A 26,777-nucleotide genomic window follows, 5' to 3' on the forward strand; every position below is an offset into this window, starting at 1 on the left:
TGCATGGATAGCGTCGTCATTGCGGGTTACGCCCGTTCCCCCTTTCACCTGGCCAACAAGGGGGCGCTCAAGGGCGTTCGTCCCGATGACCTGACGGCGCAGGTCGTGCGCGGGCTGATCCAGAAGACCGGCGTCGAGCCCGCCGATATCGAGGACATCATCGTGGGCTGCGCCTTTCCCGAAGGCGAACAGGGGCTCAACGTCGCGCGCCTGATCGGCCTGCTCGCCGACCTGCCGCTCTCGGTGGGCGGGATGACCGTCAACCGCTTCTGCGGCTCGTCGATGAGCGCGATCCACATCGCCATGGGCCAGATCGCGGTCGGCGCGGGCGAGGCCTTCATCTGCGCGGGGATCGAATCGATGAGCCGGGTGCCGATGATGGGCTTCAACCCGATGCCCAACCGTGCGCTCGCCGCCAAGAGTGCGGCCTACATGGGCATGGGCGAGACGGCCGAGAACGTGGCCACCAAGTACCAGATTTCGCGGGCCGAACAGGAAGCTCTGGCAGTCGAGAGCCAGAAGCGCGCCAGCGCTGCGCGAGAGGCCGGCAAGTTCGCGGATGAAATCGTCCCGATCGAGACCAAGGGAGGTATCGTGGACCAGGACGGTACGATCCGCGGCGGCACTACCGCCGAAGACCTTGCCGGCCTCAAACCCGCCTTCGACGCGCAAGGATCGGTCACCGCGGGCACGTCCTCGCCGCTCACCGACGGCGCGAGCGCGGTGCTGGTGACCAGCGAGGCCTACGCCAAGGCGCATGGTCTGCCGATCCTCGCGCGCATCAAGTCGGTCGCGATCTCGGGCTGTGCGCCCGAGACGATGGGCCTGGGACCCATCCTGTCCAGCCAGAAGGCGATGGAGCGCGCCGGAATCTCGGCGAGCGATCTCGACGTGGTCGAACTGAACGAGGCTTTCGCCAGCCAGGCGCTGGCCTGCATCAAGGACCTCGGCCTCGACACCGCCAAGACCAACATCGACGGCGGCGCGATTGCCATCGGCCATCCGCTGGGCGCCACGGGCGCGCGCATCGTCGGCAAGGCGGCCTCGCTGCTGAAGCGCGAGGGCGGCAAGTACGCGCTCGCCAGCCAGTGCATCGGCGGCGGGCAGGGCATCGCGACGATCCTGGAGGCGGTGGAATGAGCCAGACCATCCAGAAAGTCTGCGTCATCGGCGCGGGCACGATGGGCGCGGGCATTGCCGCGCAAGTCGCCAACGCCGGCGTTCCGGTGCTGCTGCTCGACATCGTCCCCAAGGATGCGACCAATCGCAACGCCGTTGCCGAAGGCGCGGTTGCGAAGATGCTCAAGACCGAGCCCGCGCCCTTCATGTCGAAGTCGGCGGCGAAGCTGGTCGAGACCGGCAATATCGAGGACGACCTTGCCAAGGTTGCCGACTGCGACTGGATCATCGAGGCGGTGATCGAGCGGCTCGACATCAAGCAGGGCCTCTACGAAAAGCTCGAGGCGCTCAAGAAGCCGGGCACGGCGGTCTCGTCGAACACCTCGACGATCCCGCTCGCGCACCTGGTCGAAGGCCGCTCCGACGCGTTCAAGGCCGATTTCCTGATCACCCACTTCTTTAATCCGCCGCGCTACATGCGCCTGATGGAGATCGTGACGGGCCCGGCGACCGACGCCGCCGTGGCGGCCAAGGTGCGCCTCTTCGCCGACGTGGCGCTGGGCAAGACGGTGGTCGATGCCAAGGATACGCCGGGCTTCATCGCCAACCGCATCGGCACTTACTGGATCCAGCTCGGCCTTAACGCGGCCTTTGATCTGGGCATCTCGGTCGAACTGGCCGACGCCGTCGCGGGCAAGCCGATGGGCGTGCCCAAGACCGGCATTTTCGGCCTCGTCGACCTCGTCGGCATCGATCTCATGCCGCACCTTCAGGCGAGCCTCACCTCGACGCTGGCCAAGGACGATCCCTACCAGGCGATCGCGCGCAGCCATCCGCTCATCGAGAAGATGATTGGCGAGGGCTACACCGGCCGCAAGGGCAAGGGCGGCTTCTACCGCCTGAACAAGGACAAGGGCCGCCAGAAGGAGGTCATCGACCTGGCGAGCGGCGAGTACGGCCCGGTTGGCCGTCCGGCTGGTCCGCGCGGATCGGCCGCCAAGGGCGACTTGCGCAAGCTCATCGAGACCAAGGGCGAGATCGGCCAGTACGCCTGGGCGATCCTGGGCGGCACGCTGTCTTACGCGGCGAGCCTGGTCCCTTCGGCCGCCCATGACATCGTCTCGGTCGATGAGGCGATGAAGCTGGGCTACAACTGGAAGCAGGGCCCCTTCGAGATGATCGACAAGCTGGGCGCGGCCTGGTTCGCCGAGAAGCTCGAAGCCGAAGGCATGGCCGTGCCCGAGATCCTCAAGATCGCCGGTGAACGCAGCTTCTACCGCGTCGAGGAGGGCAAGCGCCAGTTCCTGGGGCTCGACGGTGAATACCACGATGTGGTCCACCCCGAAGGCGTGCTCAGCCTTGCCGACGTCAAGCTGGCCTCCAAGCCGATCCTCAAGAACGCCTCGGCGGCGCTCTGGGACATCGGCGACGGCGTCGTCGCGCTGGAATTCACCGGCAAGATGAACGCCTTGGACGGCGAGGTGATGAAGCTCATCCTCCAGGCGCTGCCGATCGTGCAGAGCCAGTACAAGGCCATGGTGGTCTACAACGAGGCGGCGCATTTCTCGGCCGGTGCGAACCTGGGTCTGGCGATGTTCGCGGTCAACATCGCGGCCTACTCGGAGATCGAGAAGCTCGTCGCGGGCGGGCAGATGGCCTACAAGGGCCTGAAGTACGCGCCGTTCCCCGTCGTCGGCGCGCCCGCCGGCATGGCGTTGGGCGGGGGCTGCGAGATCCTGCTTCATTGCGATGCGATCCAGGCCCATGCCGAGCTTTACACCGGCCTCGTCGAATGCGGCGTCGGGCTGGTCCCGGGCTGGGGCGGCAACGGCGAGATGCTCGACCGCGCGCGCAAGGCCGGCAGGATGCCCAAGGGCCCGATGCCGCCGGTCGCCAAGGTATTCGAGATGGTCTCGACCGCGACCGTGTCGAAGTCGGCGGCCAACGCCAAGGAACTACTGTTCCTGCGCGAAGGCGACGGCGTGACGATGAACCGCGACCGCTTGCTCTACGACGCCAAGCACAAGGCGCTGTCCATGGTCGAAGGCTACACCCCGCCTGAAGCGCCCGAGTTCCGCCTTCCTGGCGACAGCGGCCGCGTGGGTCTTTCGATGGCGGCCGAGGGCTTCCACAAGCGTGGCCTTGCGACCGATTACGACCTGGTCGTCTCCGATGCGCTGGCAGAAGTGCTGACAGGCGGCGAGGCGGACGTGGTCGATGTCGTCACCGAACAGGAGCTGCTCAAGCTCGAGCGCGATGCCTTCATGAAGCTGGTCAAGTCGCCGCGCTCGATCGCCCGCGTCGAGCACATGCTCGAGACCGGCAAGCCGCTGCGCAACTGATAGAACATAACCGGGGGACCGCGTTCACGGTCCCTCGCGAGGAGAGTTGAAATGCAGGTTTACGAAGCACCCTTGCGCGACATGAAGTTCGTGCTGAACGAGCTTCACGCCGACGACGGGTTCGGCAATCTGGAGGCGCTGGCGGAATTCACGCCCGACCTTACCGACGCGATCCTGGAAGAGGCGGCCAAGGTCGCGCAGGAAGTGCTGCTGCCCCTGAACCGCAGCGGCGACATCGAGGGCTGCACGCTGGAAAACGGCGTCGTGCGCACGCCCAAGGGCTTCAAGGACGCCTACGACCTGTTCCGTGAGGGCGGCTGGTGCGCGCTCGCCTCCGACCCGGAATGGGGCGGCCAGGGCTTGCCCGAGGCGGTCAACAAGCTGACCGAGGAGATGATCTGCTCCTCGAACCTGTCGTTCAGCCTCTACCCGGGCCTGACCCACGGCGCGACGACCGCGATCGAGGGTTACGCCACCGATGAATTGAAGCAGGCCTATCTGCCGAAGATGGTTTCAGGGGAATGGTCGGGCACAATGTGCCTTACCGAACCCCACTGCGGCACGGACCTTGGGATGTTGCGCACCAAGGCCGTGCCGCAGGACGCGGATGATCTGGGCGGGAGCTTCAAGATCTCGGGCGCCAAGATCTTCATCTCGGCGGGCGACCATGACCTGACCGACAATATCGTCCACCTCGTCCTCGCCCGGCTTCCCGATGCGCCTCCCGGCGTCAAGGGGATCAGCCTGTTCCTGGTGCCCAAGTACCTGCCCAAGGACGATGGCACGCCCGGCCCCTCGAACGGGGTCTCGGTGGCCGCGATCGAGCACAAGATGGGGCTCAAGGCCTCGGCCACGTGCCAGCTCAACTTCGACGAATCGATCGGCTGGCTGGTCGGCAAGCCCAACAAGGGCATGGAAGCGATGTTCACGATGATGAACACCGAGCGCGTTTCGGTCGGCATCCAGGGCCTGGGTGTGGGTGAAGTCGCCTACCAGTCGGCGGTCTGGTACGCCAAGGACCGTGTGCAGGGCCGCTCGCTCTCGGGCGTGAAGAACCCTTCCGGACCCGCCGATCCGATCATCGTCCACCCCGACGTGCGCCGCATGCTGATGACGATGCGCGCCTACAACGAAGGCAGCCGCGCGGTCGGCGCCTGGGTGGCGCGCGCGCTCGACGCCGAGAAGCACTCGACCGACCCCGAGGTCAAGAAGCGCGCCGAGGACTTCATCGCGCTGATGACCCCGGTGGTGAAGGCGCTCTTCACCGACCTTGGCTACGAAAGCGCGAACCTCGCCGTCCAGGTCTATGGCGGCCACGGCTTCATCGCCGAGAGCGGGGTCGAGCAGTTCGTGCGCGACGGGCGCATCGCGATGATCTACGAGGGCACCAACGGCATCCAGGCGCTGGACCTTGTCGGGCGCAAGATGGGCGCGCACATGGGCCGCTACTTGCGCAGCTTCTTCCACCCGGTTGCCGCCTTCATCGAGGAGCACAAGGGCGACGAGGACTTCGGCAAGATGGTCGAAGGCTTCGAGAAGGCCTTTGGCGCGCTCCAGCTTTCGACCGGTACGATCGCGCAGAAGGGCATGAAGGATCCCGAGGAGGCGGCCGCCGCAGCGACCGACTACTTGCGCCTGATCGGCCTGGTGGCGATGGGCTATACTTTCGCCAAGGCCGCGGTGATCGCGCGCGCACGGCTGGCCGAGGGCAGCGAGGAGGTGACCTTCTACCGCTCGAAGATCACCACCGCGCGCTTCTTCTTCGATCGCCTGTTGCCGCAGGCGACGGCGGCTTTCCTCGCGATCAAGTCGGGCAAGGCCTCAATGATGGCGATGGACGCCGAGGCGTTCTGATCGGCGCGTGACAGGCGCCCCCGGCCACGGTCGGGGGCGTCCTGCGCTCAGGTAAAGGCGCGCTTAGCCTTAGGTGCGTCAGGCGTAAGCGCGCTGGGCCACCGGGCTCTCGCTCTCGATGCGGAAGGTCTGCGCCTGCGCGGCGAGGCGCGTGGCGTCCGAGGACAGCGAATGCACCGCCGCCGAGGTCTGCTCGACCATCGCGGCGTTGCGGTGGGTGGTCTCGTCCATCTGCCCCATCGCGGTGTTGATCTGGCTGATCGCCGAGGCCTGGGCCTCGTTGTCGCGGGCCATCGTGTTGATCAGCGTGTGGACTTTCTCCACTTCGTGGGCCAGCGCCTCGAGCTCGCGGCTCACCGCGAAGACGGCGCTCGCGGCCTGCTCGATCTCGCTGCGCGTGGTGCTGAGGCCAGTGCGGGCCTTGTGGGCTTCTTCTTCCGAACGCATCGCGAGCGCCGACACCAGATCGGCGACGACCGCGAAGCCGCGGCCCGCTTCCCCTGCGCGCCCCGCTTCGACCGCCGCGTTCATGGCGAGCACGCGGGTCTGGAAGGCGATCTTGTCGAGCCCTTCGATCACGGTGTCGATGCCGCGCGCACTTTCCTGGACCTGTCCCATTGCCTCACCGGCGTGGACCGCCGCGTCGCGACCTTGCAAGGTGGCGCTCAGCGCCCCCGAGGCGAGACCAAGCGTCTCCTGCGCGCCCGAAGCCGTGGTGCGCACGAGCGCCTCGATGCTCTGCAGCGTCGAGGTAACCTCCTCGAGACTGGCCGCATTGCTTTCGGTGCGCCGGGCAAGGTCCTCGGTCGCACTGGCGATCTCGCCGGTGCCGGTCTGGATCGTACCGGCGGTGTCGATGACGGTGGCGATGGTCTGGCGCAAGTTGCCGAGGCTGCGGTTGAATGAGCGGGCCAGCGATTCGAAGCTGTCGGGCAATCCGTCGACGTCCCGCGTCAGGTTGCCCTGCGCGAGGTCGGAAAGTGCGGTGTCGAGCGCGGCGATTGCGGCCGCGCGTTCGGCTTCGGCTTCCTCGAAATAGACCGAGATCGAGAGCTGCATGTCGAGAAGGGCAGCTTTCACCAGCACCGCGCGCAGGGCCCCGGCGTTGGGAGCGAGACCGACCAGTCGTTTCCAGGGCGCGCTCTGGGCGTCGACTGCGCGCAAGAGTTCCTCGATGATCAGGGAATAGCTGCCGATGTACCAGCGCGGTTCGAGACCGATCGTGGCGTGGACCTTGCCGATGCGGCGCACGGCCTCGACGTAGGCGGCATCGAAGGTTGCGTTCGACAGGTTCATCCAGTGCCGGATCTGCGCTGTCCTGGCCTTTTCCATATGTGCATTGTCGCGGAACATGGCGGCGGTTGCGGGCGTCTTGCGGGCGCGGGCATAGAAGCGGTCGAGGGCGGGAACGATGGCCTTGCTCAGGAAAGGCTGGGCGGCGACCAGCGTCTTGCGCTGGGCGGCAGTGAATTCGATGAACTCCAGATGGGCGTCGAGGGCGTTGAGGGACAAGGCGTTCGGTCTCCTGCGAATGTATGTCGCGTGTGTTTCTTCCTCGCGTTTTAGATGGAAATGCGGGGCACGATGGATCGCAGGGTGAAACATTTGCAATCCGTGCACCTGAGCTCACCGCCATCCGCAGGCCGGATGGCGGTGAGCTCAGGTCGATCGGTGCAGGTGAACGCGGCAGGCAATCGGGCCGCCGCGGGCCTTGTTCAGGTATGCGAACGCGCGTCGACATCCCCGAGTGCATCGGTGCCCGATGCCGGTTGCGCGGATGTCTCGGTGTCGATCGCCGGGGGCGGTACCTTGAAGAGCCGTGTGGAATGGTGTTCGGGCGTACGCGGAGAGCGCGAGGTCAGGCTGATGAACCAGGGCGAGGTGAGCAGGCCGAGCGTCAGCGGCGAGAGCCAGATCGCCGTGACCGGATCGAAGTAGGCTGTCGCGGCGAAAAGCACGCCGAGCGCGAGGTGTTCGCGCAAGTCGGGAATGATCTCGCGTACCGAGATGCGCCGCGCCTCGCGCGCCTGGGTCGACCAGCCCGCCGAAATGCCGAACAGCAGGCCGAGCAGGGCCTTGGTCTGGGTGACCATGGTGATCGGCGCGAAGAGCATGGCAAGTGGCACTTCGACCGCGACCGAGCGCAGGATCGTCGCGGTGCCACCGAAGGCCTTGCGCCGTGCAGGCTCGGCCAGCATCCAGACGAGGCCCATGATCTTGGGGCCGAACAGCAAGGTGATCGTGAGCCAGAGCACGCTGGGCGGCGCGGCCCCGACGAAACCGGTGCCCACGCTTGTGGCGCCGGCGGCCTGGCCGATCGTGACCAGTAGCAGGAGCAGCCAGCCGGGTGAGGTAAGGTAGGCCGAGGCGCCGATGAGAAGGTGCAGGCGGCTGGTCCAGGTCAGGCCCGAGGTGCCCAGCAGGCGCAAGTGCTGCAGGTTGCCCTGCATCCAGCGCCGGTCGCGGATCGCCATGTCGACGACGGTGGGCGGAAATTCCTCGTAGGAGCCGCCGATCATGACCATGTGTACGGCCCAGCCACGCCGGCGCAGCAGCGCGGATTCGAGCATATCGTGGCTGAGGATGTGGCCGCCGAAGGGCCCGTCGCCGGGCAGCTCGGGGAGGCCGCAGCTCTCGGCGAAGGCGCGCGTACGCACGATCGCGTTGTGGCCCCAGAAGTTCGATTCCGAACCCGACCACCACAGGAGCCCCGCCGAGGCGATCGGGCCGTAGGCTTCGCTCGCGAACTGCATCCAGCGCTGGAACAGGGTGTGCGCGTTGATGATCATCGGCACCGTCTGGAGGAGGCCGATCGAGGGGCGCTCCTCCATGATCGAGGCCATGCCCACGATGGCATCGCCGCTCATCATCGAGTCCGCGTCGAGCACCAGCATGCATTCGTAGGCCCCGCCGAAGCGGCGGACCCATTCGGCGATGTTGCCGGGCTTGCGCGCGATGTTCTTCTCGCGGCGGCGGTAGTAGACGTTGACCGGGGCCTCGGCGGCAAGTTCCTGCCAGGCGGCGAGCTCGCGGCGTCCGGAAAGTTCGTTCGAATCGGACAGCACGAAGAAGTCGATCCAGGGCGCGCCGCCCGCCTTCGCGATCGACTTCGTCATGGCGCGCACCCGCGCGAAAACTTCCTCGACGCTCTCGTTGTAGACCGGCATCAGCACCGCGGTGCGCTTGGTGAGCGACTGGGCGGGGCTGGGGATCGCGGTGAAGCCGGGATGCTCGCCCGAGATCAGCTTGAGGAAGCCGATCGTCGAGCTGACGAAGCCGAAGGCGATCCAGGTGAACAGCGGCACGAAGAAGACGAGCAGCGCCACCTCGATGACGTCGAGCCCATCGCGCGAGAACGAGAAGCGCAGCTCGCTCGAGGCGGCAAGGCCGATCACCGCGGTGAGCGCGATCAGCAAGAGCCGCTTGACGGCCATCCCGTGCGGCTGGGTCTTGACCTCGATCGAGCCCGGAGGCGCGCCATCGAGCCGCTGGATCGGCATGGCGAGCGGGGCTTCGTCGGGGAGCTGTCGCACGGGAGAAGGCAGGGTCATACGTTGAGGGCTTTGATCACGGTTTCGCTGAGGGCGTCCTTGCCCCTTTTCAGGAACAGTCGCAAATCCATGGGGTTCCCGATCGAATTTGCAGATTGTGCAGGCGCGAGGCGAATGTCGAGCTTGACCCGCCACAGCGCGTTCTGGCCCGAGACCGGATAGGCCTCGCTCGCGAGCAGCGCGCCCTCGGGCAACTGGGCGACCACCTCGACCCCGCTCGAACGGTCAAGCCCGGCAAGCGCGGGGCCGGCGAAATCGAACACGAACTTGCGGGCACCCTCGATCGCGGGCGCGTCGGCAAGGCCCGCCTTGCCCGACCAGTCGTTGACGCAGCGTGCGATGGCGCTTTCGCTCGGGTCCTTGCAAGTCCAGGTCAGGCGGTAGGAGAAGGCCAGCTCGTCGCCTGCGCGGACCGGCTTTTCCGGGGTCCAGAACGCGGCGATGTTGTCCTGGTTCTCATTGTCGGTCGGCATCTCGTAGAGCTTGACCGCGCCCTTGCCCCAGTCCGAAGTCGGCTCGACCCACAAGGAGGGGCGCCGATCGTACCATGAGCCGTCATCCTGGTAATGCGCGAAGTCCTGGTCGCGCTGGAGCAGGCCGAAGGCCTTGGGGCTGTTGTCGGTGAACGTGAAGCTGGTGGGTTTGACCGCGTTCTCGAGCGGGCGCCAGACCTGTTCGCCGTTGCCCGAACGGATGGCAAGGCCGTCGCTGTCGTGGACTTCGGGGCGCCAGTCGGGGCCGCGCGGAGGGCGCGGGTAGGCGCGGCTGGCCTGGTCGTACCAGAACATGCTCGAGGCCGGGGCCATGCCCAGTTGGCGGACGTCCTTGCGGAAGAACAGTTGGGCCTTGATGTCCTGGGTCGCCCCTTCCTGCGGCTGGCCATTAGTGTCGATGCGGTAGACGCCGCTCACCGAGGGACTGTCGAGCAGCGCGTGGATGAGGAAGTGGTCCGCGCCCAGCTGCTCGATCCAGAAGTGGGTGAAGAGGGGAAATTCCTCGCCCGAGGGCAGGCCGGTGTCGATCGCGAGGCCGCGCGCGGAAATCCCGAACTGGTCGCGCGATCCCGAGGTCCGGAAGTAGCTTGCCCCCATGAACGAGAGCCAGTCGGCGTGGCCGTCCTGGGCCATCACGCGAAAGCCCGCGATGTCGGCCTTGGTATTGTCGACGAAGAGGCTCGAACTGTCGACCACGGGGCGCGCCATGCCGTTCTCGACGATGTCGATGCCCACCTTGTAGGGCGCGACGGCGGTGGCGGTCGGGAAGAAGCGGATGACGTTGGCGACGGCCGAGGCAGAGCCGTAGGTGAGCCGCGCGAGGGTGTCGAAATCCTTGGCGGCGAGCGGCGATACTTGCGGCTGGGCGTAAGGCTTCGCCGCCAGATCGCGTGCCCGCTTGACCAGTTTGTCCCACGAAAACGGTTCGGCCTTGCCCAGCATCGTGGCGGCTGGCGGGGCGGCGCCCGTGGTCAGCATCGCGGCTAGGCCGAGGAGCAAGGTGCCGGCCTCGCGGCGGTTCATCGCGGGGCCGCCGCGCGCGGTGGGGCCCGACATCGCGAGCGGCGTGTTCAGCTTAGGCGTCTTCAGCATAGGGGTAGTGAACTCCGGTTGTGCGCCCCCAGTTTGGTTCTCGCCTTCACTTCGCGTCGGCCGGCGCCTCGCGCCAACCGATGATGACATCCTCTCCCGGATGCAGTTCGGAGGAAAAGACCTGCGTGCGACCGCCATCGCTGCCCCCCGTGGTGACGAAGACACGGCGTGGATTGCCGTCCTCGCCCACGAGATAGATCGAATCGCGCGCAGCCCCGCTGCGGTTCCCGCCTTCGGGATCGAATTGCAGGGCGGCGTCGGGGACCAGCAGGACGTCGCGCCGCTCGTCGAGCGTGACTTCGACGCGCGCGGCCATGCCCGGCCGGACGGCGGGGGCTGGGTCCTTGAGCGCGAAATGGGCGACCCGCTGTCCGTCGACCGTCTCGATCCGCTCGAGGACGGCACGCTGTTCGAGGTCGGGCTGCGCTTCGAGCCTCAGGCGCGCCTCGGCGCCGGGCTTGGCCGACATGGCGGCGCGGCTGGCGAGCGGCACGTCGATGCCGAGCGCGGTGCCCTTGCGCACGAGCGTGAACAGCGGCTGGTCGCGCTGGATCATCTGCCCTTGCGCGATCTGATGGACGAGCACGGTGCCCTCGAAGGGCGCGCGGATCACGCGCCCGCTGGCCTGTTTCTCGAGCGCCGCGACATCGAGCCGGGCGGCTTCGAGGCGGGCCGTTGCGGCCGAAAGCGCATCGCGCGCGCGCGCCGCCTCGCTGCGCGCACCCGTCATCTCATTGAGCGAGGGGACGCGGTGGCCCGATTCGCGCCAGACGCGCTCGAAGCGGGCGAGGCGCGCTTCCACGTCCTCGAGCGCGGTGCGCGCGGCGTCCTTTTCGGCACTTGCGGACTGGGCCTGGGCCTTGCGCGCGGCGAGGGCATCGTCGCTGCCGCGCGCCTCGATCGTGGCGAGGACCTGCCCCAGTTGCACGTCGCTGCCGCTGGCGACCTCGAGCGTGGCGATGCGGCCATCAAGCCGGGCGCGGATCGGCAGTTCGTCGCGGCCGTGGATCGTGCCCGCCTCGGAGAGTTGGGGCACGAAATTGCCGCTCTCGATCGGGGTCACGTAATAGGGCGTGGCGCTGCCCGAGACGAAACGTACGAACAGCGCGGCAATCGCGAAAAGCGAAAGGACCAGCACCACGAGGCTGATGAGCTGGCGTCGCGCGCGGCGGGGGCTGGCGCCAAGGAATGCGTCGAGAGGGCTGTGCGGCGGGCCGTCGGCCGCCGTTTCGCTCGTCGGGCCGGGGATCTGGTCGGATGCGGGTGTGTCAGTCACAGACGAGCACCTCCAGGCCATCGCTGAGGGGCGCGGGGGGATCGAGGTCGGCCTCGGTCCAGCCAAGGCCTTGCGCTGCCCAGCTGCGGATCGCCGCGTCGGTGCGCGCCGTGCGGGCGGCGATGCGCGCCTCGTCGAGTTTGAGCGCGGCCTGTTCGGCGACATAGAGCGCGGCAAAGTCGCCGGTGCCGGTGCGGTAGGCGAGCCGGGCGAGCTTGAGTGTCGCGCGGGCCTTCTCGGCGGCCTTGTCGAGCTCGCTTTGACGGCGCGCGGCCTCGGCCATGCGGTCGCGGCTCGCGGCCAGTTCATCGAGCGCGGCGTCGCGCGCCTTGCGCCACTGGACGACGGCGGCCCGCGCGGTAGGATTGGAAATTGCCTCGGGGCTGTCGGCCGGGTCGACCGCGAGCGCGGCGTCGAGCTCGGGCTGGCTGACCTTGCTGGCGATGAGATGCGCGATCAGGCTGCGTTCGAGCGCGAGCAGGTCGGCCCGCCGCGCGATCTCGTCAAGCGTGCTCTGGGCGGGGACCGGCGCTCCGAAATCGGGAACGGCTCCGGCCTCGCCCAGCTTCTGCTGGACCTCATCGCTCGAAAGTCCGACGAGGCGGGCAAGGGCTTCGCGGCTGTCCTCGAATTCGGTGCGCGCCGTATCTGTCCCGGCATCGGCGGTCGAGAGGGCGGTTCCCGCCAGCCCCGTGTCGACCCCGCTGACGAGCCCGGCTTCCTCGCGGTAGGCCGCGATCTCGGCGTTGTCGCTGGTCGGGGCGAGCGCGGCGGTGCGCGTGACCAGTATTTCCTGCAAGTGCCGCGTCTCGATGTAGGCAAGCGCGATGCGGGTCGCGAGATCGGAGTGGTGCGCGGCGAAGCGGAAGGCGCGCGCGGCCTGTTCGGCGTCGGCCTCGTTCATCCCGCGGGTGTCGAAAAGGCGGCCCACGCGGGTGTCGATGCGCCGCGCGTGCGAACGGGCCCGGGCATTGGCCTTGCGCAGCGACAGCGCTTCGCAGGAAAGCGTACGGTTGCGCGTGAGGCCGGTCTCGACGAGGTCGGCCAGAACGGGATCACCCGCTTCGCGCCACCAGTAGGGATCGCCTGCCAGATCCTGCGAACCGTCTTTCGGGACTGTGGTCAGGCGCGAGGCGGCGGTCGTCACCGGCGGCTTGCCCGCGCAGGCTCCAAGCGCCAGGGCGCAGGTCAGCGCCAGGGCGGTTGCGGCAATCGGGCGGCGTCGGGTGCGATAGGGGCGAACGTACGGCACGATGCTGCGATAGCGAGATTGCCGGGCAAGGCAATCGTCGAGCCCCAGATTTTCGCCGTACCGGGGGGGGATTTTCACGCCTTGCATCGAAGATGCCGCACATTCGGCCGCATCTTCCGGTTTCGCCAGATCCAATGAATGCCGCAATCGCCGATACCCCGCCGCCCAGAACAGGCCCTCTTCGCCAGACTAGACACATGGGGAGGGGTTTTGTTTCCAGGCAGGCTTCTGAAATGTGCCCGGGCGCGCCGCGGCGGAGGAAGGCGCCGGGCCGGGTTGCCAGCGCCACCGGTGCGTTGCACAGTGGCCGCGATGAGACAGGCCAGTGACATCCTCACGTTCCCGACTGCAGGGCAGGGCCTCACCGAAATAACGGGCGAGCTGGCCGCGTGGCTGGCTGGCACGGGCCTGCGCGAAGGGCTCCTGACCATGCTGTGCCGGCACACTTCGGCGTCGCTGCTGATCCAGGAGAACGCGGCGCCCGAAGTGCGCGGCGATCTCGTCGACTGGCTCGACCGGCTGGCCCCGCAAGGACCCCACTACCGCCACGACGACGAGGGCCCCGACGACATGCCTGCCCACCTCAAGGCCACGCTGACCGGGGTCAACCTGCAGGTGCCGGTGCTGAGCGGACGGATGGCACTGGGCACCTGGCAGGGTATCTACCTGGCCGAACACCGCAGCCGTCCGCACCGTCGGCAAGTGGCGGTTCATGTGATCGGGGCATAATGGGCGAAAGGGCCGGGGTGCAAAGGCGCGCCCCAGCCGGACGGGAAGGGCGCGCGCAATGGCGGAAGATCCGATGGGGCCGACCCCCGAGGCAGGAACCGGCGCAAGAGGGGCGCATCCAGGCCGTATGCGCGTTCGCCACCGGCTCTCGACACGGATCTGGCACGCGCTCAACGCGCTCACTCTCCTGGTCATGCTGATGAGCGGGTTGATGATCTTCAACGCGCACCCCCGGCTCTACTGGGGCGAATACGGTGCGAATTTCGATGCGCCCTGGTTCAAGATTTCCTCCGCGCGCCAGGGTGCGCGCGAATTCGGCTTCGTCCAGATCGGCAATGCGCGCCTCGAGACGAGCGGTGTGCTGGGCTACTGGCACGACCCTGACGGAGTGGTGCAGCGCCATGCCTTTCCCTGGTGGTCGACCTTGCCTTCGACCTACAGCCTGGCCCTGGCGCGCATCTGGCACCTTGCCTTCGCCTGGGTGCTAAGCCTTGCGCTGGCGCTCTACCTTGTCTGGTCGCTGATCAACGGGCATCTGCGCCGCGACATCCACATCACCCGGCGCGAATGGCACTGGCGAGCGCTTTGGCACGACGTCACGGAGCACGCGCGCCTGCGCTTTCCCAAGGGCGAGGCGGCACTGCGCTATTCGGTGCTCCAGAAACTGGCTTATGCCTCGGTGCTCTTCGTCCTGCTTCCGCTGATGATCGCGACGGGCCTTGCCATGTCGCCCGGTACCGATGCCTGGGCGCCGCTTTTGACCGAGGTCTTGGGCGGGCGCCAGAGCGCGCGTTCGGTCCATTTCCTGTGCGCTTTCGGGCTTGTCGGCTTCTTTCTCGTCCATATGGCGATGGTGCTTCTCTCGGGGCCGATCAACCAGGTGCGCGGCATGATAACCGGACGGTTCCGGATAACCGAGGAGGCGGGCGCATGAGCCGCATCGTGCGCCCGCACGCGCCGCTCGTCACCCGGCGCGCGCTCATTCGCGGCGGGGCGCTGGCCGCCGGAGGGCTTGCGCTTTCGGGCTGCGACGGGCTCGTGCGCGACCCCGATGTGACCGGCATACTGGGCAAGGCCGAAGATCTGCACCGCGTCAGCCAGCGTACGCTGGGCGGCGGAGCGCTCGCGCGCGAATACACCCGTCTCGACCTGTCACCGGTGTTCCGTGCCAACGGCAGTCGCAGCGTCGCCGATGCGGCTTACCGCCGCCAGCTCGCGGAGGGCTTCGCGGGCTGGCACTTGCGGGTGGAGGGCCTGGTCGCGCGCCCGCTCGACCTCTCGCTGGCGGCCTTGCGCGACCTGCCCCAGCGCAGCCAGATCACCCGGCACGATTGCGTCGAGGGGTGGAGCGCGATCGGGCAGTGGCAGGGGCCCCAGCTTGGCAGCGTGCTGCGTCTGGCCGGCCTGGCCGATGCGGCGCGCTACATCGTGTTCCACTGCGCGGACCTCTACCACGGACGCCCCTATTACGAATCGATCGATCTTGCCGATGCCTTCCATCCCCAGACGATCCTTGCCTGGCAGATGAACGGTGCCCCGCTTAAGGAGGCGCACGGCGCGCCGCTTCGGCTGCGCGTCGAGCGCCAGCTGGGCTACAAGCAGGCCAAGTTCGTGACGCGCATCGTCGCCGTGTCCTCGCTCGAGGGGATCCACGGGGGCAAGGGCGGGTTCTGGGAGGACCTGGGCGACTACGCCTGGTACGCCGGGATCTGAGGCTGGAGCGGTTTTCGATCAGATTGCATCAGATCGACCGCTCTAGACTACTGTTTTCACGCATTTTCTGAAACGTCAGGTGATCCCACCCGGCTGGAAAGTGCCCTAGAGCTTGCGCAGTGGCACCACGTTGTCGCCGTCGCCATCGGGGGTGGGAGTGAAGGCCGCCAGGGTCTCGGTCACGCGGTCGAGCGCGGTCTGGACGAAGGCGGCCTCGACCAGGTACTCGCGTTCGTCGAGCAGCGAGAGGGCCTGTGTCAGCAAGGCGTGCGCGCGCGCGATCTTGTCGGTTGTCTGATCCATGGTGCGAGCCCTATTAAATTTATGAAATGGCACCGCGGTTCTAAGGTGATTGCCATAGGAATGCACGGATAAACCGGAGGAGGCGCGGTTTTGTGCCGCCAGGATGGGGCGTTCTTGCGTCGAATCGATCGCGATGGGCCGAAAAAACGAACTTCGAGGCCGAATCGAAAGAGGCCCACAAATAGATCCATTTCGGATCTATTTGTGGGCCTCTTTCGATTACTTGGTTCAGACGGCCAGTTTGAGGCGGGCTTCTTCCTCGCGCACGACGCGAGGCTGGTCGGGCCAGATGCCGCGCGTGTCGTAGACCAGCTTGGTGGCGCGTTCGGCGAGTGGAACCACGCGGAATACGTCGTGGTCGACCAGGACGATGAGGATGTCGCAGGTCTCCAGCGCGTCGTCGATGTCGATCTGAAGGACACCGGTTCCGGTGAATTCGATCGGCAGTTCGGCGGCGTAAGGCTCGACCACGTGGATGCGCGCGCCGAACCTGCGGGCAAGGCGGCTGGCGACGAAGCGCGCGGGGCTTTCGCGAAAGTCGTCGATGTTGGCCTTGAAGGCGAGCCCCAGGCACGCGACTTTCGCCTCGGGCTGCGCCTCGATGAGGGCCTCGGCCTTGGCGACGACGTGGTGCATCTTGCGGTCGTTGACGCCGCGCGCGGTGCGGATCAGCGGGGTTTCGTCAGGCGCGCCGTGGACGATGAACCAGGGGTCGACCGCGATGCAGTGGCCGCCCACGCCCGGACCCGGGCTCAGGATGTTGACGCGCGGGTGCCGGTTGGCAAGGCGGATCACCTCCCACACGTCGAGCCCCATCTTGTCCGAGACGATCGAGAGTTCGTTGGCGAAGGCGATGTTGACGTCGCGGTAGGCGTTCTCGACAAGCTTGGTCATTTCGGCCGAACGGGCGTCGGTGGTAACGCATTCGCCGCGCACGAAGCGCTTGTAGAAGGCCAGCGCCTTGCGCGCGCAGCGCGGGGTAATGCCGCCGATCGAGCGGTCGTTGTTGATCAGTTCTTCCAGGATACGGCCGGGCAGGACGCGCTCGGGGCAATAGGCGATCGCGATGTCGGGGGTGTCGTGGGTGAGCCCGGGTACCTTGAGGTCGGGGCGCATCTTGGCGATCATGTCGCGCATCTGCTCGGTGGTGCCGACCGGCGAGGTCGATTCCAGGATCACCACGTCGCCATGCTTGAGGACCGGCGCGATCGTGCGTGCCGCTGCCAGGACGTAGGAAATGTCGGGCGCGTGATCGCCGTCCTCCTTGTGAAAGGGGGTGGGCACCGCGATCACGAAGATATCGGCGGGGGCAACCGTGGTCGAGGCCGAAAGCAGCCCGCGCGCCACGACGCCCTGCACCAGTCCGTCGAGATCGACTTCCTCGATATGAATTTCGCCGCGGTTGATCGTCTCGACGACCTTTTGCGAGACGTCGAGGCCCAGCACCGTGCAGCCCGCGCGCGCGATCACGGCGGCGGTGGGCAGGCCGATGTAGCCAAGGCCGACGACACAGACGCTGGGTTTAGATTCCGATTTCATGGCCAAGCAGCTCCACGATCCGGCGCGCCGCCTCGCCATCCCCGAACGGGTTGTGCGCGCGCGCCATTGCCTCGTACGATTCCGTATCGTCGAGCAAGATTGAAATTTCGGAAACGATGCGCGCGGCATCGGTGCCGACGAGCTTTGCCGTACCCGCGGCGACGCCTTCGGGGCGTTCGGTCGTCTCGCGCATGACGAGCACCGGCTTGCCGAGCGCGGGGGCTTCTTCCTGCACGCCGCCCGAATCGGTAAGCATGATCTCGCATAGCGAAAGCAGCCGGGCGAAGTGCGGGTAGTCGAGCGGTTCGATGAGCGCGACGTTATCGAGCCCGGAGAGCCTGGCGTTCATCACCTTGCGCACGTTGGGGTTGAGGTGGACGGGGAAGATCACGGCGGTATCGGGTCGCTCGGCGATACGGCGGATGGCCGTCGCGATCTGCTCCATGCCTTCGCCGAAGTTCTCGCGGCGGTGGCTGGTCACGCCGACCACCCGCTTGCCGGCGAAGCGCGTCTCGAGCTCGGCCAGCCCGGTGGCAAGCTGGGGGCGGCGTTCGATCTCGCCGGTTACCCAGTGCAGGGCGTCGATCACGGTGTTGCCGGTGACGTGGACGCGTGCAGGCTCGACGTTTTCCTTGAGGAGCGCGGCCTCGGCCGTCGTCGTCGGCGCGAAGTGCAGGCTGGCGAGCGATCCGATGATCTTGCGGTTCACTTCTTCGGGCCAGGGGTGGAAGATGTTGTACGAGCGCAGACCTGCCTCGACATGGTCGACCGGCAGCTTGCGGTAATAGGCCGCGAGGCCACCCGCCATCGCGGTCGCGGTGTCGCCCTGGACCATGACCCGGTCGGGCCTGGCCGCGTCCATCACTTGTCCCAGTCCGGTCAGCAGGCGCGCGGTCAGGGCATCGAGGCTCTGGTCGGGTTGCATCACGTCAAGGTCGTGGTCGGGCACGATCCCGGCGATCTCCAATACCTGGTCGAGCATCTGGCGGTGCTGGGCCGAGACGCAGACCACGCATTCGAACCGCGGATCGGCCTTGAGCGCGTGGATCACCGGGAACAGCTTGATCGCCTCGGGACGGGTGCCGAAGACGACGAGTATACGGGCCGGGCGCGCGGGATCGCTAATGGTCATCTCCGGGTGTCTATCACCCGGAGGTTAACCATGAAATAAGCGATCTGACTTCAGGCGGCGGGCTTGCGCGCGAACCACAAGGTGTGCGGGAAGGCTTCCCCGCTCGGGCGCGAGCCGACGGTGCGCGCCGAGACGATGAAACCGGCCTCTTCCAGCCTTGCGGTAAAGGCAGGGTCGGACCAGGACGACCAGACGGAAAGGATGCCGCCGGGGCGCAGCGCGCGCAGCGCGCGGGCGAGGCCATCGGGCGAATAGAGCCGGTCGTTCTGCCAGCGGGTGAGGCCTTCGGGTCCGTTGTCGACGTCGAGCAGGATCGCGTCGTAGCCCTCGCGCGCGGCGTCGATCAGCACCGCGACGTCGTCCTCGACGAGCATGACGCGCGGGTCGTCCAGGCAACCGTCGGTGAGCTTGGCCATCGGGCCGCGCGCCCAGGCGATGATCTCGGGCACGATCTCGGCGACGAGGACGCCCGCATCGGCAGGCAGCACGCCAAGCGCGGCGCGCAGCGTGAAGCCCATGCCGTAGCCACCAATCAGCATCTGGACCGCGGGGCGGCCGAAAAGCTGGTCGCAGGTCATCACCGCGAGCGCTTCTTCCGAGGCATTGGCCTCGGTGCTCATCAGTTCGGTGTCCTCGAGCAGGATGGTGAAATCCTCGCCGTGCTGGATCAGGCGCATTTCGACGCCTTCGGGCACGTGGGCAACGCCGAGAAGGATGTCGTTGGAGGTGTCGATCGGCTCGAGGGGAAGCGTGGTGGCCATGGAACTGGCTCCGGCTGTGTAAGCAAGAGCACGCGAACGAACGGTCCTCTCGGCCGGGCCCGTGCCTACAAGGATGATGGCCCCGATCGCTTCGGGCATGGGCGAGCTTTCCGGCCAAGGCAAGAGAGCAGGAAGCAGGGCTGCAATTCATTGTGGATTGCCCGCCGGATCAGGCGGCTGCGCCCGGTTTCGCATGCGTACGCCGGGTTTTGCTTGCTCCCCCGCAAAGCTTGGGTAACACGGCGCGCATGGCAATTCTGAGCGACAAGTGGATTCGGCAGCAGGCTCTCGAAAACGGCATGATCGAGCCGTTCGTGGAGAGCCAGCGCCGCGAGGGCTGCATTTCCTACGGGCTTTCGTCCTATGGCTACGACGCGCGCGTGGCGCCCGAGTTCAAGATATTCACCAACGTCGATTCGGCGGTAGTCGATCCCAAGGACTTCGCCAGCAACTCCTTCGTCGATCGCGAGACCGAAGTCTGCGTGATCCCGCCCAATTCCTTCGCGCTCGCGCGTACGGTCGAATATTTCCGCGTGCCCAAGGACGTGCTGGTGATCTGCCTTGGCAAGAGCACGTATGCGCGCTGCGGCATCATCGTGAACGTGACCCCGCTCGAGCCGGGCTGGGAAGGCCACGTCACGCTCGAATTCTCGAACACCACGCCGCTTCCGGCCAAGATCTACGCCAACGAAGGCGCCTGCCAGTTCCTGTTCCTGCAGGGCAACGAGCCGTGCGAGGTCAGCTACGCCGACCGTGCGGGCAAGTACATGGGCCAGCGGGGGGTGACCTTGCCGCGCCTTTGAGCACGTTGCGCCGCCCTATCTGAGGTGCCCCGGGGAACCTTCCCGGGCCCTGGCGGCTTTTCCCGGCGGAGGGTGATCCCTACCGGGAGAATCTGTTTGTCGAAAATTGCAGCCATCATCGGGCGTTTCCTGCTCGCCCTCGTGTTCATCGTCTCGGGCGGCATGAAGTTCGCCGACGTCGCCGGGACGGGCGCGATCATGCAGGCGGCCGGCATGCCCGGCAACCTCGCGGTCCCGGCCGCGACGATCGAGCTGCTGGCGGGGCTGTGTCTTGCCGCCGGCTTCCTCGTGCGGCTGGTGAGCCTCGTCCTCATCGTGTTCACCGCACTCACCATCCTGTTCTTCCACCACCGCATCGACCAGGCGGTGGAAGTGGCCGAAGCGCTCAAGAACCTCGCGCTCATCGGCGGGCTGTTTCTGGCCTTCGCGCACAGTCAGATGTGGGGCAGCTACGCCGCGCTCTCGCGCTCGAGCCGCGAGGCGCACGCCGCGCACCGGGCCGAAGTCGAGCGTTACGAAGCCGAAGTCCAGGCCGCGCGCGAAGAAGCCCGCGCGCAGGCGCTGGCTGAAGGCCGCCCCGCCGAGACGGGCGCGTTCATGCCCGAGGCGCGCGTCTCGACCATGCCGATCGGGGCCACCCACCGGCGCTGGTTCGACTGGTAGGCAAAGCTCTCAGGATTTCTTCGCGGCGCCGTCGTGGTCGGAGCGACCGAAGTCGGGCCGCGAATCGTCCTGGCCTTCCTCGATGATCGAGCGGCGGATCGCGCGGGTGCGGGTGAAGTGGTCGAACAGCGTGTCGCCATCGCCCACCCGGATCGCGCGCTGGAGGGCGGTCAGGTCCTCGGTGAAGCGCTGGAGCATGGTGAGGACCGCCTCCTTGTTCGAGAGGAACACGTCGCGCCACATCGTCGGATCGGAGGCGGCGATGCGGGTGAAGTCGCGGAAGCCACCGGCCGAATACTTGATCACCTCGCCTTGCGTCACGTCCTCGAGGTCCGACGCGGTGCCCACGATCGTGTAGGCGATGAGGTGGGGCAGGTGGCTGGTCACCGCCAGCACCAGGTCGTGGTGCGGGGGCGACATGATCTCGACGTTGGCGCCCAGCGCCTCCCAGAATTCGACGAGCTGGGACAGCTTGACGAGGTCGGTCTGGTCGGGCGGGGTGACGATGCACCAGCGGTTGCGAAAGAGCGTGGCGAAGCCGGCGTCGGGGCCCGAATTTTCGGTGCCCGCGACCGGGTGGGCGGGGATCACGACGTGATCGGGCAGCGCTTCGGCAAGATCGGCGGCGATCCGCTTCTTGGACGAACCCACGTCGCTGACGAGGCAGTCGGCGGGGATCGCGCTGCGCAGCGGAGCGGCAGCCTTGCCCATCGCGCCCGGCGGCACGCAGAAGATCACCAGATCCGCCTCGGCCACCGCGTCCTCGGCGCTCTCGCACACCGTGTGGCACAGGCCGCGTTCGGTGGCGCGGGCGCGCGTTGCGGGATCGAGGTCGTAGCCCGTCACCCGCGCGTCAGGCAGGTAGGCCTGGACGGCGAGACCGATCGAGCCGCCCTGGAGGCCGAGGCCAATGATGGCGATGTGCGCGAAGGTCATCCCGCGGCCTGCGCCATTTCGGCGAGCGCATCGGCCATCGCGTCCATGTCGGCGCGCTTGCCGATCGTGAAGCGCAGCGCCTGCGGCAGGCCTTGCCCGGGCAGCCAGCGCACGATGTAGCCACGTTCGGCCAGGCCCTCGTAGGCGGCCTCGGCCGTGAGCGCGCCGTTGAACAGCACCAGCACGAAATTGGCCTGGCTGGGCAGCGGGCGCAGTCCGTGGTTGCCCAGCGCGTCCAGCTTGGCGACGAAGCGCGCGCGTTCCACCAGGTTGTGCTCGTGGCTGCGGGTCAGGAACTCGGTGTCGCCCAGGGCCGCGAGTGCCATCGCCTGGCCGGTTGCCGAGACGTTGAAGGGGCCGCGGATGCGGTTGAGCGTGGCGATGATCGCGGGCGCGCCGGTGGCCCAGCCGATCCGCTCGCCGGCGAGGCCGAAGATCTTCGAAAAGGTACGCGTAACGAGCACGTTCGCGTGGCTCGCGGCGAGCGCGAAGGCGCCGTCCTCGTCCTCGGCCGGCACGTATTCGCCGTAGGCCTGGTCGATCACCAGCAGCACGTCGGAAGGGAGCGCGGCGTGGAGGCGCGCGATTTCGCCCTTGGGCAGGTAGGAGCCGGTGGGGTTGTTGGGGTTGGCGAGGAAGACGACGCGGGTCTTCGCGCTCACCAGCGCCAGCAGCGCGTCGACGTCGGTGCCGTAGTCCGCATCGGGCGCGACCACCGGGGTCGCCCCGCAGCGCCTTGCGGCGATGTCGTAGACCGCGAAGCCGTAGCGCACGTAGATGACTTCGTCACCGACCCCGGCATAGCCCTGCGCGGCGAGGTTGAGCAATTCGTCCGAGCCGGTGCCCATCACCACGCGCGCGGGATCGAGGGCGTGGCGCGCGGCGATCGCTTCGCGCAGCGCCTTGCTGTCGGGATCGGGATAGAGCGCGGGCGCCTGCGCGTCGCCACGTGCGGCGAGGGCCGTGGCGCTGGTGCCGAGCGGGTTCTCGTTCGCGGAAAGCTTGATCAGCGGCTTGCCGTCCGCACCGGCCGACTTGCCCGGCACATAGGCGTGGATCGCCTCGATCCAGGGCTTGGGGGCAGGGGCGGGCTTGGACGTCGTGGGTTCGCTCATAGTGGGCGCGCCTTTACCGCAGGCGGCGCGTGATTGCACCTGTCATTTCGAGGCGGGCGCCCGGCGGGCTCGGACGGGAATTGCGTTTGCGACCGCGCGCTTGCGATCCCCCGCGCCACTTCGGACTCGCGCCTGCGGGTCGAGACTACTAAAGGGCGGCCTGGCGGGTGCGCCGTCCGGGGCGGTGTCTTTCCCCTAGTGCAGGAATTTCACGATGTTCGAGCTCAGTGACGACCCCCAGCGCCTCGACGTGGCGCGCATCCACGGCTGGCTCGCCGCGAGCTACTGGACGCCGGGCATCGTGCGCGAAAAGGTCGAGCGCCAGATTGCCGGCTCGCATTGCCTGGGCGCCTACGATCCGGCCGGCGGCGCGCAGATCGGCTTTGCACGCGTCATCAGCGACCGCGCCAGCTTTGCCTGGCTCGCCGACGTCTGGGTCGACGAACCCGCGCGCGGGCAGGGCCTGGGCCGGGCAATGGTGCAGTGGTTCCTCGATCATCCCGATTACGCCGAAGTGCGCCGCTTCGCGCTTGCCACTTTCGACGCGCATGGCGTCTATGCCGCGCTCGGCTTCACCGCGCCCAGCCGCCCCGACCGCCTGATGGAACGGCTCTCGCCCGCGATGCAGCAGATGCTCGCCGACACGCCTTGAAGCGGGGCGCATCCACGCGCGCGCGGTTCGACCCGCGTGGATGCCGGCCGGCCGAGTTATCCACCTCATTCCCGGAGCATGCGCGCCGATTGCGGCTGGACGCCCTAGGTGCACTTGGGCAAGGATGGGGCGCATCATGTGGCATATCTTCCAGTTTCCGCTCTGCCCGTTCAGTCGCAAGGTCCGCCTTCTCATGGCCGAGAAGGGGATCGCCTACGAACTCCAGACCACGCGGCCCTGGGATGGCGAAGATCGCCTGTTCCAGATGAACCCGGCCGGGCGCACGCCCGTCGTGCGCGAGACCGAGAAGAACATCGTGCTCGCCGACAGCCGCGCGATCTGCGAATATTTCGAGGAGACCGTCGAGCGCAGCGCGCTGATCAGTGGCACCAGCCAACAGCGCGCCGAGATCCGCCGCCTGATCGCGATGTTCGACGAGAGCTTCTTCCACGATGTCTCCGGCCCGCTGCTCCATGAGAAGATGAAGAAGCGGCTGGTGCTGCGCCAGTCGCCCGACGCGCGCATCCTGCGCGATGCCATGCGCCTTGCGCACGACTATCTCGACTATATCGATTACCTGATCGACAACCGCCCCTGGCTGGCGGGCGCGACGATGACGCTCGCCGATCTCGCCGCCGCAGCGCAGATTTCGGTGGCGGACTACCTCGGTGGTCTCGACTGGTCGAGCCACGAGCAGGCGCGCGGCTGGTACCTCGTGATGAAGTCGCGGCCCAGCTTCCGGCCCTTGCTCAGCGAGCGGATGGAAGTGATCCAACCGCCCAGCCACTACGGCGAAGTCGACATCTGAAGCCGACGCAAAAAAGGGGGCTCGCGGCCCCCTTTTTCATGTCCGATGCCCGCTGGGGCGCGGCGTCAGGCCGCGCTGGGGTGCTTTGCACCGAAGCGGCCGTGCTTGCGGAACTGGGTCATCCAGCGCTCGAGGAACAGGCCCATCGGACGCGCCGAAACGCCCAGGTCGGCGAGGCCCGGCGCCGCACCGCTCGCCACGCTGCCCGCCTTGAGCAGTGCGAGCTGGTCCTTGCTGATCGGCGTGCCGGGCAAGGCGGCGATGAGGCCGGCCATCGCGTCCGACAGCTCGAGGAAACTTTCCTTGCGGTTTTCGGCCCGGGCGATGCGTACGAACAGGCCGCGCATCGTCACCACTTCTGGCCCGGCGAGTTCGAAGGTCTTCCCACCACAGCTCGCGGGGTTGCCAGCCGCATTGGCGATCGCCGCGGCGACGTCGTCGACGAAGACCGGCTGGAGCTTGGCCTCGGGCGCGAAGAGCGGAACCAGGGGCAGCGAGCTCATGAGCTTGCCGAACATCATCAGGAACTGGTCGTCGGGGCCGAAGATCACCGCGGGACGCACGATCGTCGCGGTGGGGAAGGCGGCCAGCGCGGCGGCCTCGCCTTCGGCCTTGGTGCGCGCGTAAGCGACACGCGAGGTGGCGTCGGCGCCAATCGCCGAGACGTGCACGAAGGCGGCCGCGCCGGCGGCCTTGGCGGCGGCGGCGATCGCGCCCACGCCTTCGCCCTGCACCGCGTCGAGCTTGCCGGTGAAGGCCCCCACGAGGTTCACGACGGCGTCCGAACCGGCCAGAACGCGCGCCAACGATTCGGTCTTGGTCACGTCGCAACGGGCGTACTGGACCGTGCCGAGTTCACCCAGCGCCTTGACCATATAGGCTTTTTCCGGATTACGGCTGGCAACGCGCACGCGCGCGCCGCGCTCGAGCAGCTCCTGCGCCAAGTGCCTGCCCACGAAGCCGCTGCCACCCAGGATGGTGACGATCTTGCCGTAAAGCGAATCGGTGGGGGTCATGCTCATCTGCGTACAATCCTCAGGGCCTGGTGCCGGGCGGAGCGACGAGTCCCGCACTGCAGCACGTCGCCAAAGCCCCTGCCACAAGCTCTCGATATCGGCAACCGGGCAGTTGCGCCAGACTCCCGGGCCCTTGCTTCGGCCGGCGAGAGGCTGCGTGGGCCGCGCAAATTCGCAAGGACGTACAGAAAAATGCATTGCGCCGACAAAGCGCTGTTGACACGAATCGCGAGGCCACTTAGAGGCGCCCTCCTACCCAACGAGGGCAGCACTTTGGCTCCTTCGTTCCGTGCCCAGATGGCGGAATTGGTAGACGCACCGTCTTCAGGTGGCGGCGCTGGTAACGGCGTGGAGGTTCGAGTCCTCTTCTGGGCACCAACACTTCTCAACACATTGAGAACGCTAGGGAAACCGACCAAGGTCGGGGCCCCAGGCGTGCGTGTTGCGTTTCCCTGCTAAGGTTTGATGCCGAGAATCAGCGTAGGGCGGGCGGCTACCCTTGTGCACCCTCGGAAAAGGCCGGCGCGGCCGTCAAGGGCGGCTGAAACGCCTCGAAGTCCACGACCCGAGCCAGAATTTCCCAGCAGATCGCCGTCCGCCGAAAGGCGCTTCATGTGCTCTGATAAACCGAAAAGCCCCGCCTGCCGCATCGCGCATGTCCGCTGCACAGCGGCAGTGCATTATCTTAAGGCTTGCCTGGCGAGAGGTAGGGGGAGGTGCCCAGTTGCTGTCGAGCAGCGTGATCGACATTGAGAGTGACAGGCCATGCCCCGGGGCCACATCGGCTTTTGGCCGCAGGGTGGCATGGGTCTTGGATCTGGCGGCAGTCCTCCAGTCCCATCGGGTTCGACGGAGGACGCCAGGCCGCAGCTGCCCGCGTGCTTCGTTTCTGGCGCCGTCGCGGGTCGAGCTCTAGCGTTCGCCGCGTTCCTTGCGCTCGGAATAGCGGTCGACCAGCTGGGCCGTGTGGGGACGCAGCAGGACGGTGAAGCGGACCAGTTCCTCCATCACGTCGACGATGCGGTCATAGTAGCTGGAAGGCTTCATCCGGCCCGCCTCGTCGAACTCGTCATAGGCCTTGGCGACCGACGACTGGTTGGGAATGGTGAACATGCGCATCCAGCGACCGAGAATGCGCAAGGTGTTCACGCTGTTGAAGGACTGGGAGCCGGCGCTCACCTGCATGACCGCCAGGGCACGTCCCTGGGTCGGGCGCAGGCCCTTGATGGCCAGCGGCAGGTGATCGATCTGGGTCTTCATGATCCCGGTGATCTGGCCGTGCCGCTCGGGGCTGCACCAGACCTGCGCCTCGGACCACAACGAATGTTCGCGCAATTCGTGCACGGCGGGATGGTCGTCGTTCTCGATCCGGTCGGGAAGGGGAAGCTGCGAGGGGTCGAAGATGCGTGTCTCGCAGCCGAAGAACCGGAGGAGACGTGCCGCCTCTTCGATCGCGAGGCGCGAGTAGGAGCGTTCGCGCAGCGACCCGTAGAGCAGGAGGATACGCGGTGGCGGATCGAGCTCGCCAAGGCCGAGCGCGGGGCGGGCAAGAACGTATTCCGCCCGCAGGGCCGGTAGCGTGTCGGCGTCGGGAAGCGGGCGAAGGTAACGATGCTCGGGCATGGTG

23 protein-coding genes and 1 tRNA gene are annotated in these 26,777 nt (G+C 67.2%); 11 read left to right on the forward strand and 13 right to left on the reverse strand.

Going from position 1 to position 26,777, the window contains the following annotated elements:
- Nucleotides 1–3 precede the first annotated feature (3 nt).
- The 3 genes from HT136_RS06315 to HT136_RS06325 are packed head-to-tail and all read left to right on the forward strand — an operon-like array spanning nt 4 to nt 5,315.
- Nucleotides 4–1,140 (forward strand): thiolase family protein, encoded by a 1,137-nt coding sequence (locus HT136_RS06315; RefSeq protein WP_214198714.1) that lies wholly within the window; start codon nt 4–6, stop codon nt 1,138–1,140.
- Nucleotides 1,137–3,461 (forward strand): 3-hydroxyacyl-CoA dehydrogenase/enoyl-CoA hydratase family protein, encoded by a 2,325-nt coding sequence (locus HT136_RS06320; RefSeq protein WP_214198715.1) that lies wholly within the window; start codon nt 1,137–1,139, stop codon nt 3,459–3,461. The genes HT136_RS06315 and HT136_RS06320 overlap by 4 nt, the downstream gene beginning before the upstream one ends.
- Before the next feature lie 51 nt (nt 3,462–3,512).
- Complete coding sequence (locus HT136_RS06325) at nt 3,513–5,315, forward strand: acyl-CoA dehydrogenase C-terminal domain-containing protein (RefSeq protein WP_214198716.1); 1,803 nt, start codon at nt 3,513–3,515, stop codon at nt 5,313–5,315.
- 78 nt (nt 5,316–5,393) lie between these two features.
- On the opposite strand, the gene HT136_RS06330 is transcribed toward HT136_RS06325, so the two are convergent.
- From HT136_RS06330 to HT136_RS06350, 5 genes are all read right to left on the reverse strand, one after another.
- Entirely contained in the window at nt 5,394–6,827 is a 1,434-nt protein-coding gene (locus tag HT136_RS06330) for a methyl-accepting chemotaxis protein (RefSeq protein WP_214198717.1), read from the reverse strand.
- A gap of 203 nt (nt 6,828–7,030) precedes the next feature.
- A complete protein-coding gene (gene mdoH, locus HT136_RS06335) occupies nt 7,031–8,866 on the reverse strand; it encodes a glucans biosynthesis glucosyltransferase MdoH (protein ID WP_214198718.1) in 1,836 nt (611 codons plus the stop codon).
- Nucleotides 8,863–10,452 (reverse strand): OpgD/OpgG family glucan biosynthesis protein, encoded by a 1,590-nt coding sequence (locus HT136_RS06340; RefSeq protein WP_246543402.1) that lies wholly within the window; start codon nt 10,450–10,452, stop codon nt 8,863–8,865. The genes mdoH and HT136_RS06340 overlap by 4 nt, the downstream gene beginning before the upstream one ends.
- 46 nt (nt 10,453–10,498) lie before the next feature.
- Nucleotides 10,499–11,728: an efflux RND transporter periplasmic adaptor subunit gene (locus HT136_RS06345; RefSeq protein WP_214198719.1), complete on the reverse strand. Its 1,230-nt coding sequence runs from the start codon at nt 11,726–11,728 to the stop codon at nt 10,499–10,501.
- Nucleotides 11,721–13,058, reverse strand: a complete 1,338-nt coding sequence (locus HT136_RS06350; RefSeq protein WP_214198720.1) for a TolC family protein — start codon at nt 13,056–13,058, stop codon at nt 11,721–11,723. Before HT136_RS06350 ends, HT136_RS06345 begins: the two co-directional genes overlap by 8 nt.
- A 234-nt stretch (nt 13,059–13,292) precedes the next feature.
- Between HT136_RS06350 and HT136_RS06355 the strand changes: the two genes are divergently transcribed.
- The 3 genes from HT136_RS06355 (at nt 13,293) to HT136_RS06365 (ending at nt 15,422) form a co-directional block, all read left to right on the forward strand.
- A complete protein-coding gene (locus tag HT136_RS06355; RefSeq protein ID WP_214198721.1) occupies nt 13,293–13,709 on the forward strand; it encodes a secondary thiamine-phosphate synthase enzyme YjbQ in 417 nt (138 codons plus the stop codon).
- Between the two features lie 127 nt (nt 13,710–13,836).
- Nucleotides 13,837–14,643 carry a cytochrome b/b6 domain-containing protein gene (locus HT136_RS06360; protein WP_214198722.1) on the forward strand — a complete coding sequence of 269 codons (807 nt, stop codon included), beginning with the start codon at nt 13,837–13,839 and terminating at the stop codon, nt 14,641–14,643.
- Complete coding sequence (locus HT136_RS06365; RefSeq protein WP_214198723.1) at nt 14,640–15,422, forward strand: molybdopterin-dependent oxidoreductase; 783 nt, start codon at nt 14,640–14,642, stop codon at nt 15,420–15,422. Before HT136_RS06360 ends, HT136_RS06365 begins: the two co-directional genes overlap by 4 nt.
- A gap of 105 nt (nt 15,423–15,527) precedes the next feature.
- On the opposite strand, the gene HT136_RS06370 is transcribed toward HT136_RS06365, so the two are convergent.
- From HT136_RS06370 to HT136_RS06385, 4 genes are all read right to left on the reverse strand, one after another.
- Nucleotides 15,528–15,725: a hypothetical protein gene (locus HT136_RS06370; RefSeq protein ID WP_214198724.1), complete on the reverse strand. Its 198-nt coding sequence runs from the start codon at nt 15,723–15,725 to the stop codon at nt 15,528–15,530.
- Nucleotides 15,726–15,953: 228 nt separating this feature from the next.
- Nucleotides 15,954–17,264: a UDP-N-acetyl-D-mannosamine dehydrogenase gene (wecC, locus tag HT136_RS06375; RefSeq protein WP_214198725.1), complete on the reverse strand. Its 1,311-nt coding sequence runs from the start codon at nt 17,262–17,264 to the stop codon at nt 15,954–15,956.
- Nucleotides 17,248–18,396 (reverse strand): non-hydrolyzing UDP-N-acetylglucosamine 2-epimerase, encoded by a 1,149-nt coding sequence (wecB, locus tag HT136_RS06380; RefSeq protein ID WP_214198726.1) that lies wholly within the window; start codon nt 18,394–18,396, stop codon nt 17,248–17,250. The genes wecC and wecB overlap by 17 nt, the downstream gene beginning before the upstream one ends.
- Nucleotides 18,397–18,446: 50 nt before the next feature.
- A complete protein-coding gene (locus tag HT136_RS06385; RefSeq protein ID WP_214198727.1) occupies nt 18,447–19,157 on the reverse strand; it encodes a spermidine synthase in 711 nt (236 codons plus the stop codon).
- Between the two features lie 248 nt (nt 19,158–19,405).
- On the opposite strand from HT136_RS06385, the gene dcd reads away from it, so the two are divergent.
- Together dcd and HT136_RS06395 are read left to right on the forward strand one after the other, a co-directional pair.
- Nucleotides 19,406–19,960: a dCTP deaminase gene (dcd, locus tag HT136_RS06390; RefSeq protein WP_214198728.1), complete on the forward strand. Its 555-nt coding sequence runs from the start codon at nt 19,406–19,408 to the stop codon at nt 19,958–19,960.
- Between the two features lie 96 nt (nt 19,961–20,056).
- Nucleotides 20,057–20,623, forward strand: a complete 567-nt coding sequence (locus HT136_RS06395) for a DoxX family protein (protein ID WP_214198729.1) — start codon at nt 20,057–20,059, stop codon at nt 20,621–20,623.
- Nucleotides 20,624–20,632: 9 nt separating this feature from the next.
- Here the strand turns inward: HT136_RS06395 and HT136_RS06400 are convergent, their stop codons facing one another.
- A complete protein-coding gene (locus HT136_RS06400) occupies nt 20,633–21,559 on the reverse strand; it encodes a prephenate/arogenate dehydrogenase family protein (RefSeq protein ID WP_214198730.1) in 927 nt (308 codons plus the stop codon).
- Nucleotides 21,556–22,674: a pyridoxal phosphate-dependent aminotransferase gene (locus tag HT136_RS06405; protein ID WP_214198731.1), complete on the reverse strand. Its 1,119-nt coding sequence runs from the start codon at nt 22,672–22,674 to the stop codon at nt 21,556–21,558. Before HT136_RS06405 ends, HT136_RS06400 begins: the two co-directional genes overlap by 4 nt.
- 214 nt (nt 22,675–22,888) lie before the next feature.
- On the opposite strand from HT136_RS06405, the gene HT136_RS06410 reads away from it, so the two are divergent.
- Nucleotides 22,889–23,326 carry a GNAT family N-acetyltransferase gene (locus tag HT136_RS06410; RefSeq protein WP_214198732.1) on the forward strand — a complete coding sequence of 146 codons (438 nt, stop codon included), beginning with the start codon at nt 22,889–22,891 and terminating at the stop codon, nt 23,324–23,326.
- A 136-nt stretch (nt 23,327–23,462) separates the two neighbouring features.
- Nucleotides 23,463–24,134: a glutathione S-transferase family protein gene (locus HT136_RS06415; protein WP_214198733.1), complete on the forward strand. Its 672-nt coding sequence runs from the start codon at nt 23,463–23,465 to the stop codon at nt 24,132–24,134.
- Between the two features lie 65 nt (nt 24,135–24,199).
- Here the strand turns inward: HT136_RS06415 and HT136_RS06420 are convergent, their stop codons facing one another.
- Entirely contained in the window at nt 24,200–25,156 is a 957-nt protein-coding gene (locus HT136_RS06420) for an SDR family NAD(P)-dependent oxidoreductase (protein ID WP_214198734.1), read from the reverse strand.
- A 285-nt stretch (nt 25,157–25,441) separates the two neighbouring features.
- On the opposite strand from HT136_RS06420, the gene HT136_RS06425 reads away from it, so the two are divergent.
- Nucleotides 25,442–25,528: transfer RNA gene (locus tag HT136_RS06425), tRNA-Leu, on the forward strand.
- 534 nt (nt 25,529–26,062) lie between these two features.
- On the opposite strand, the gene arsH is transcribed toward HT136_RS06425, so the two are convergent.
- The gene (gene arsH, locus HT136_RS06430) at nt 26,063–26,773 is read right to left on the reverse strand and encodes an arsenical resistance protein ArsH (RefSeq protein ID WP_214198735.1); all 711 of its coding nucleotides are present in this window, start codon (nt 26,771–26,773) and stop codon (nt 26,063–26,065) included.
- Nucleotides 26,774–26,777 lie beyond the last annotated feature (4 nt).

This window comes from Novosphingobium profundi, assembly GCF_018491765.1.
GTDB lineage: Bacteria > Pseudomonadota > Alphaproteobacteria > Sphingomonadales > Sphingomonadaceae > Novosphingobium > Novosphingobium profundi.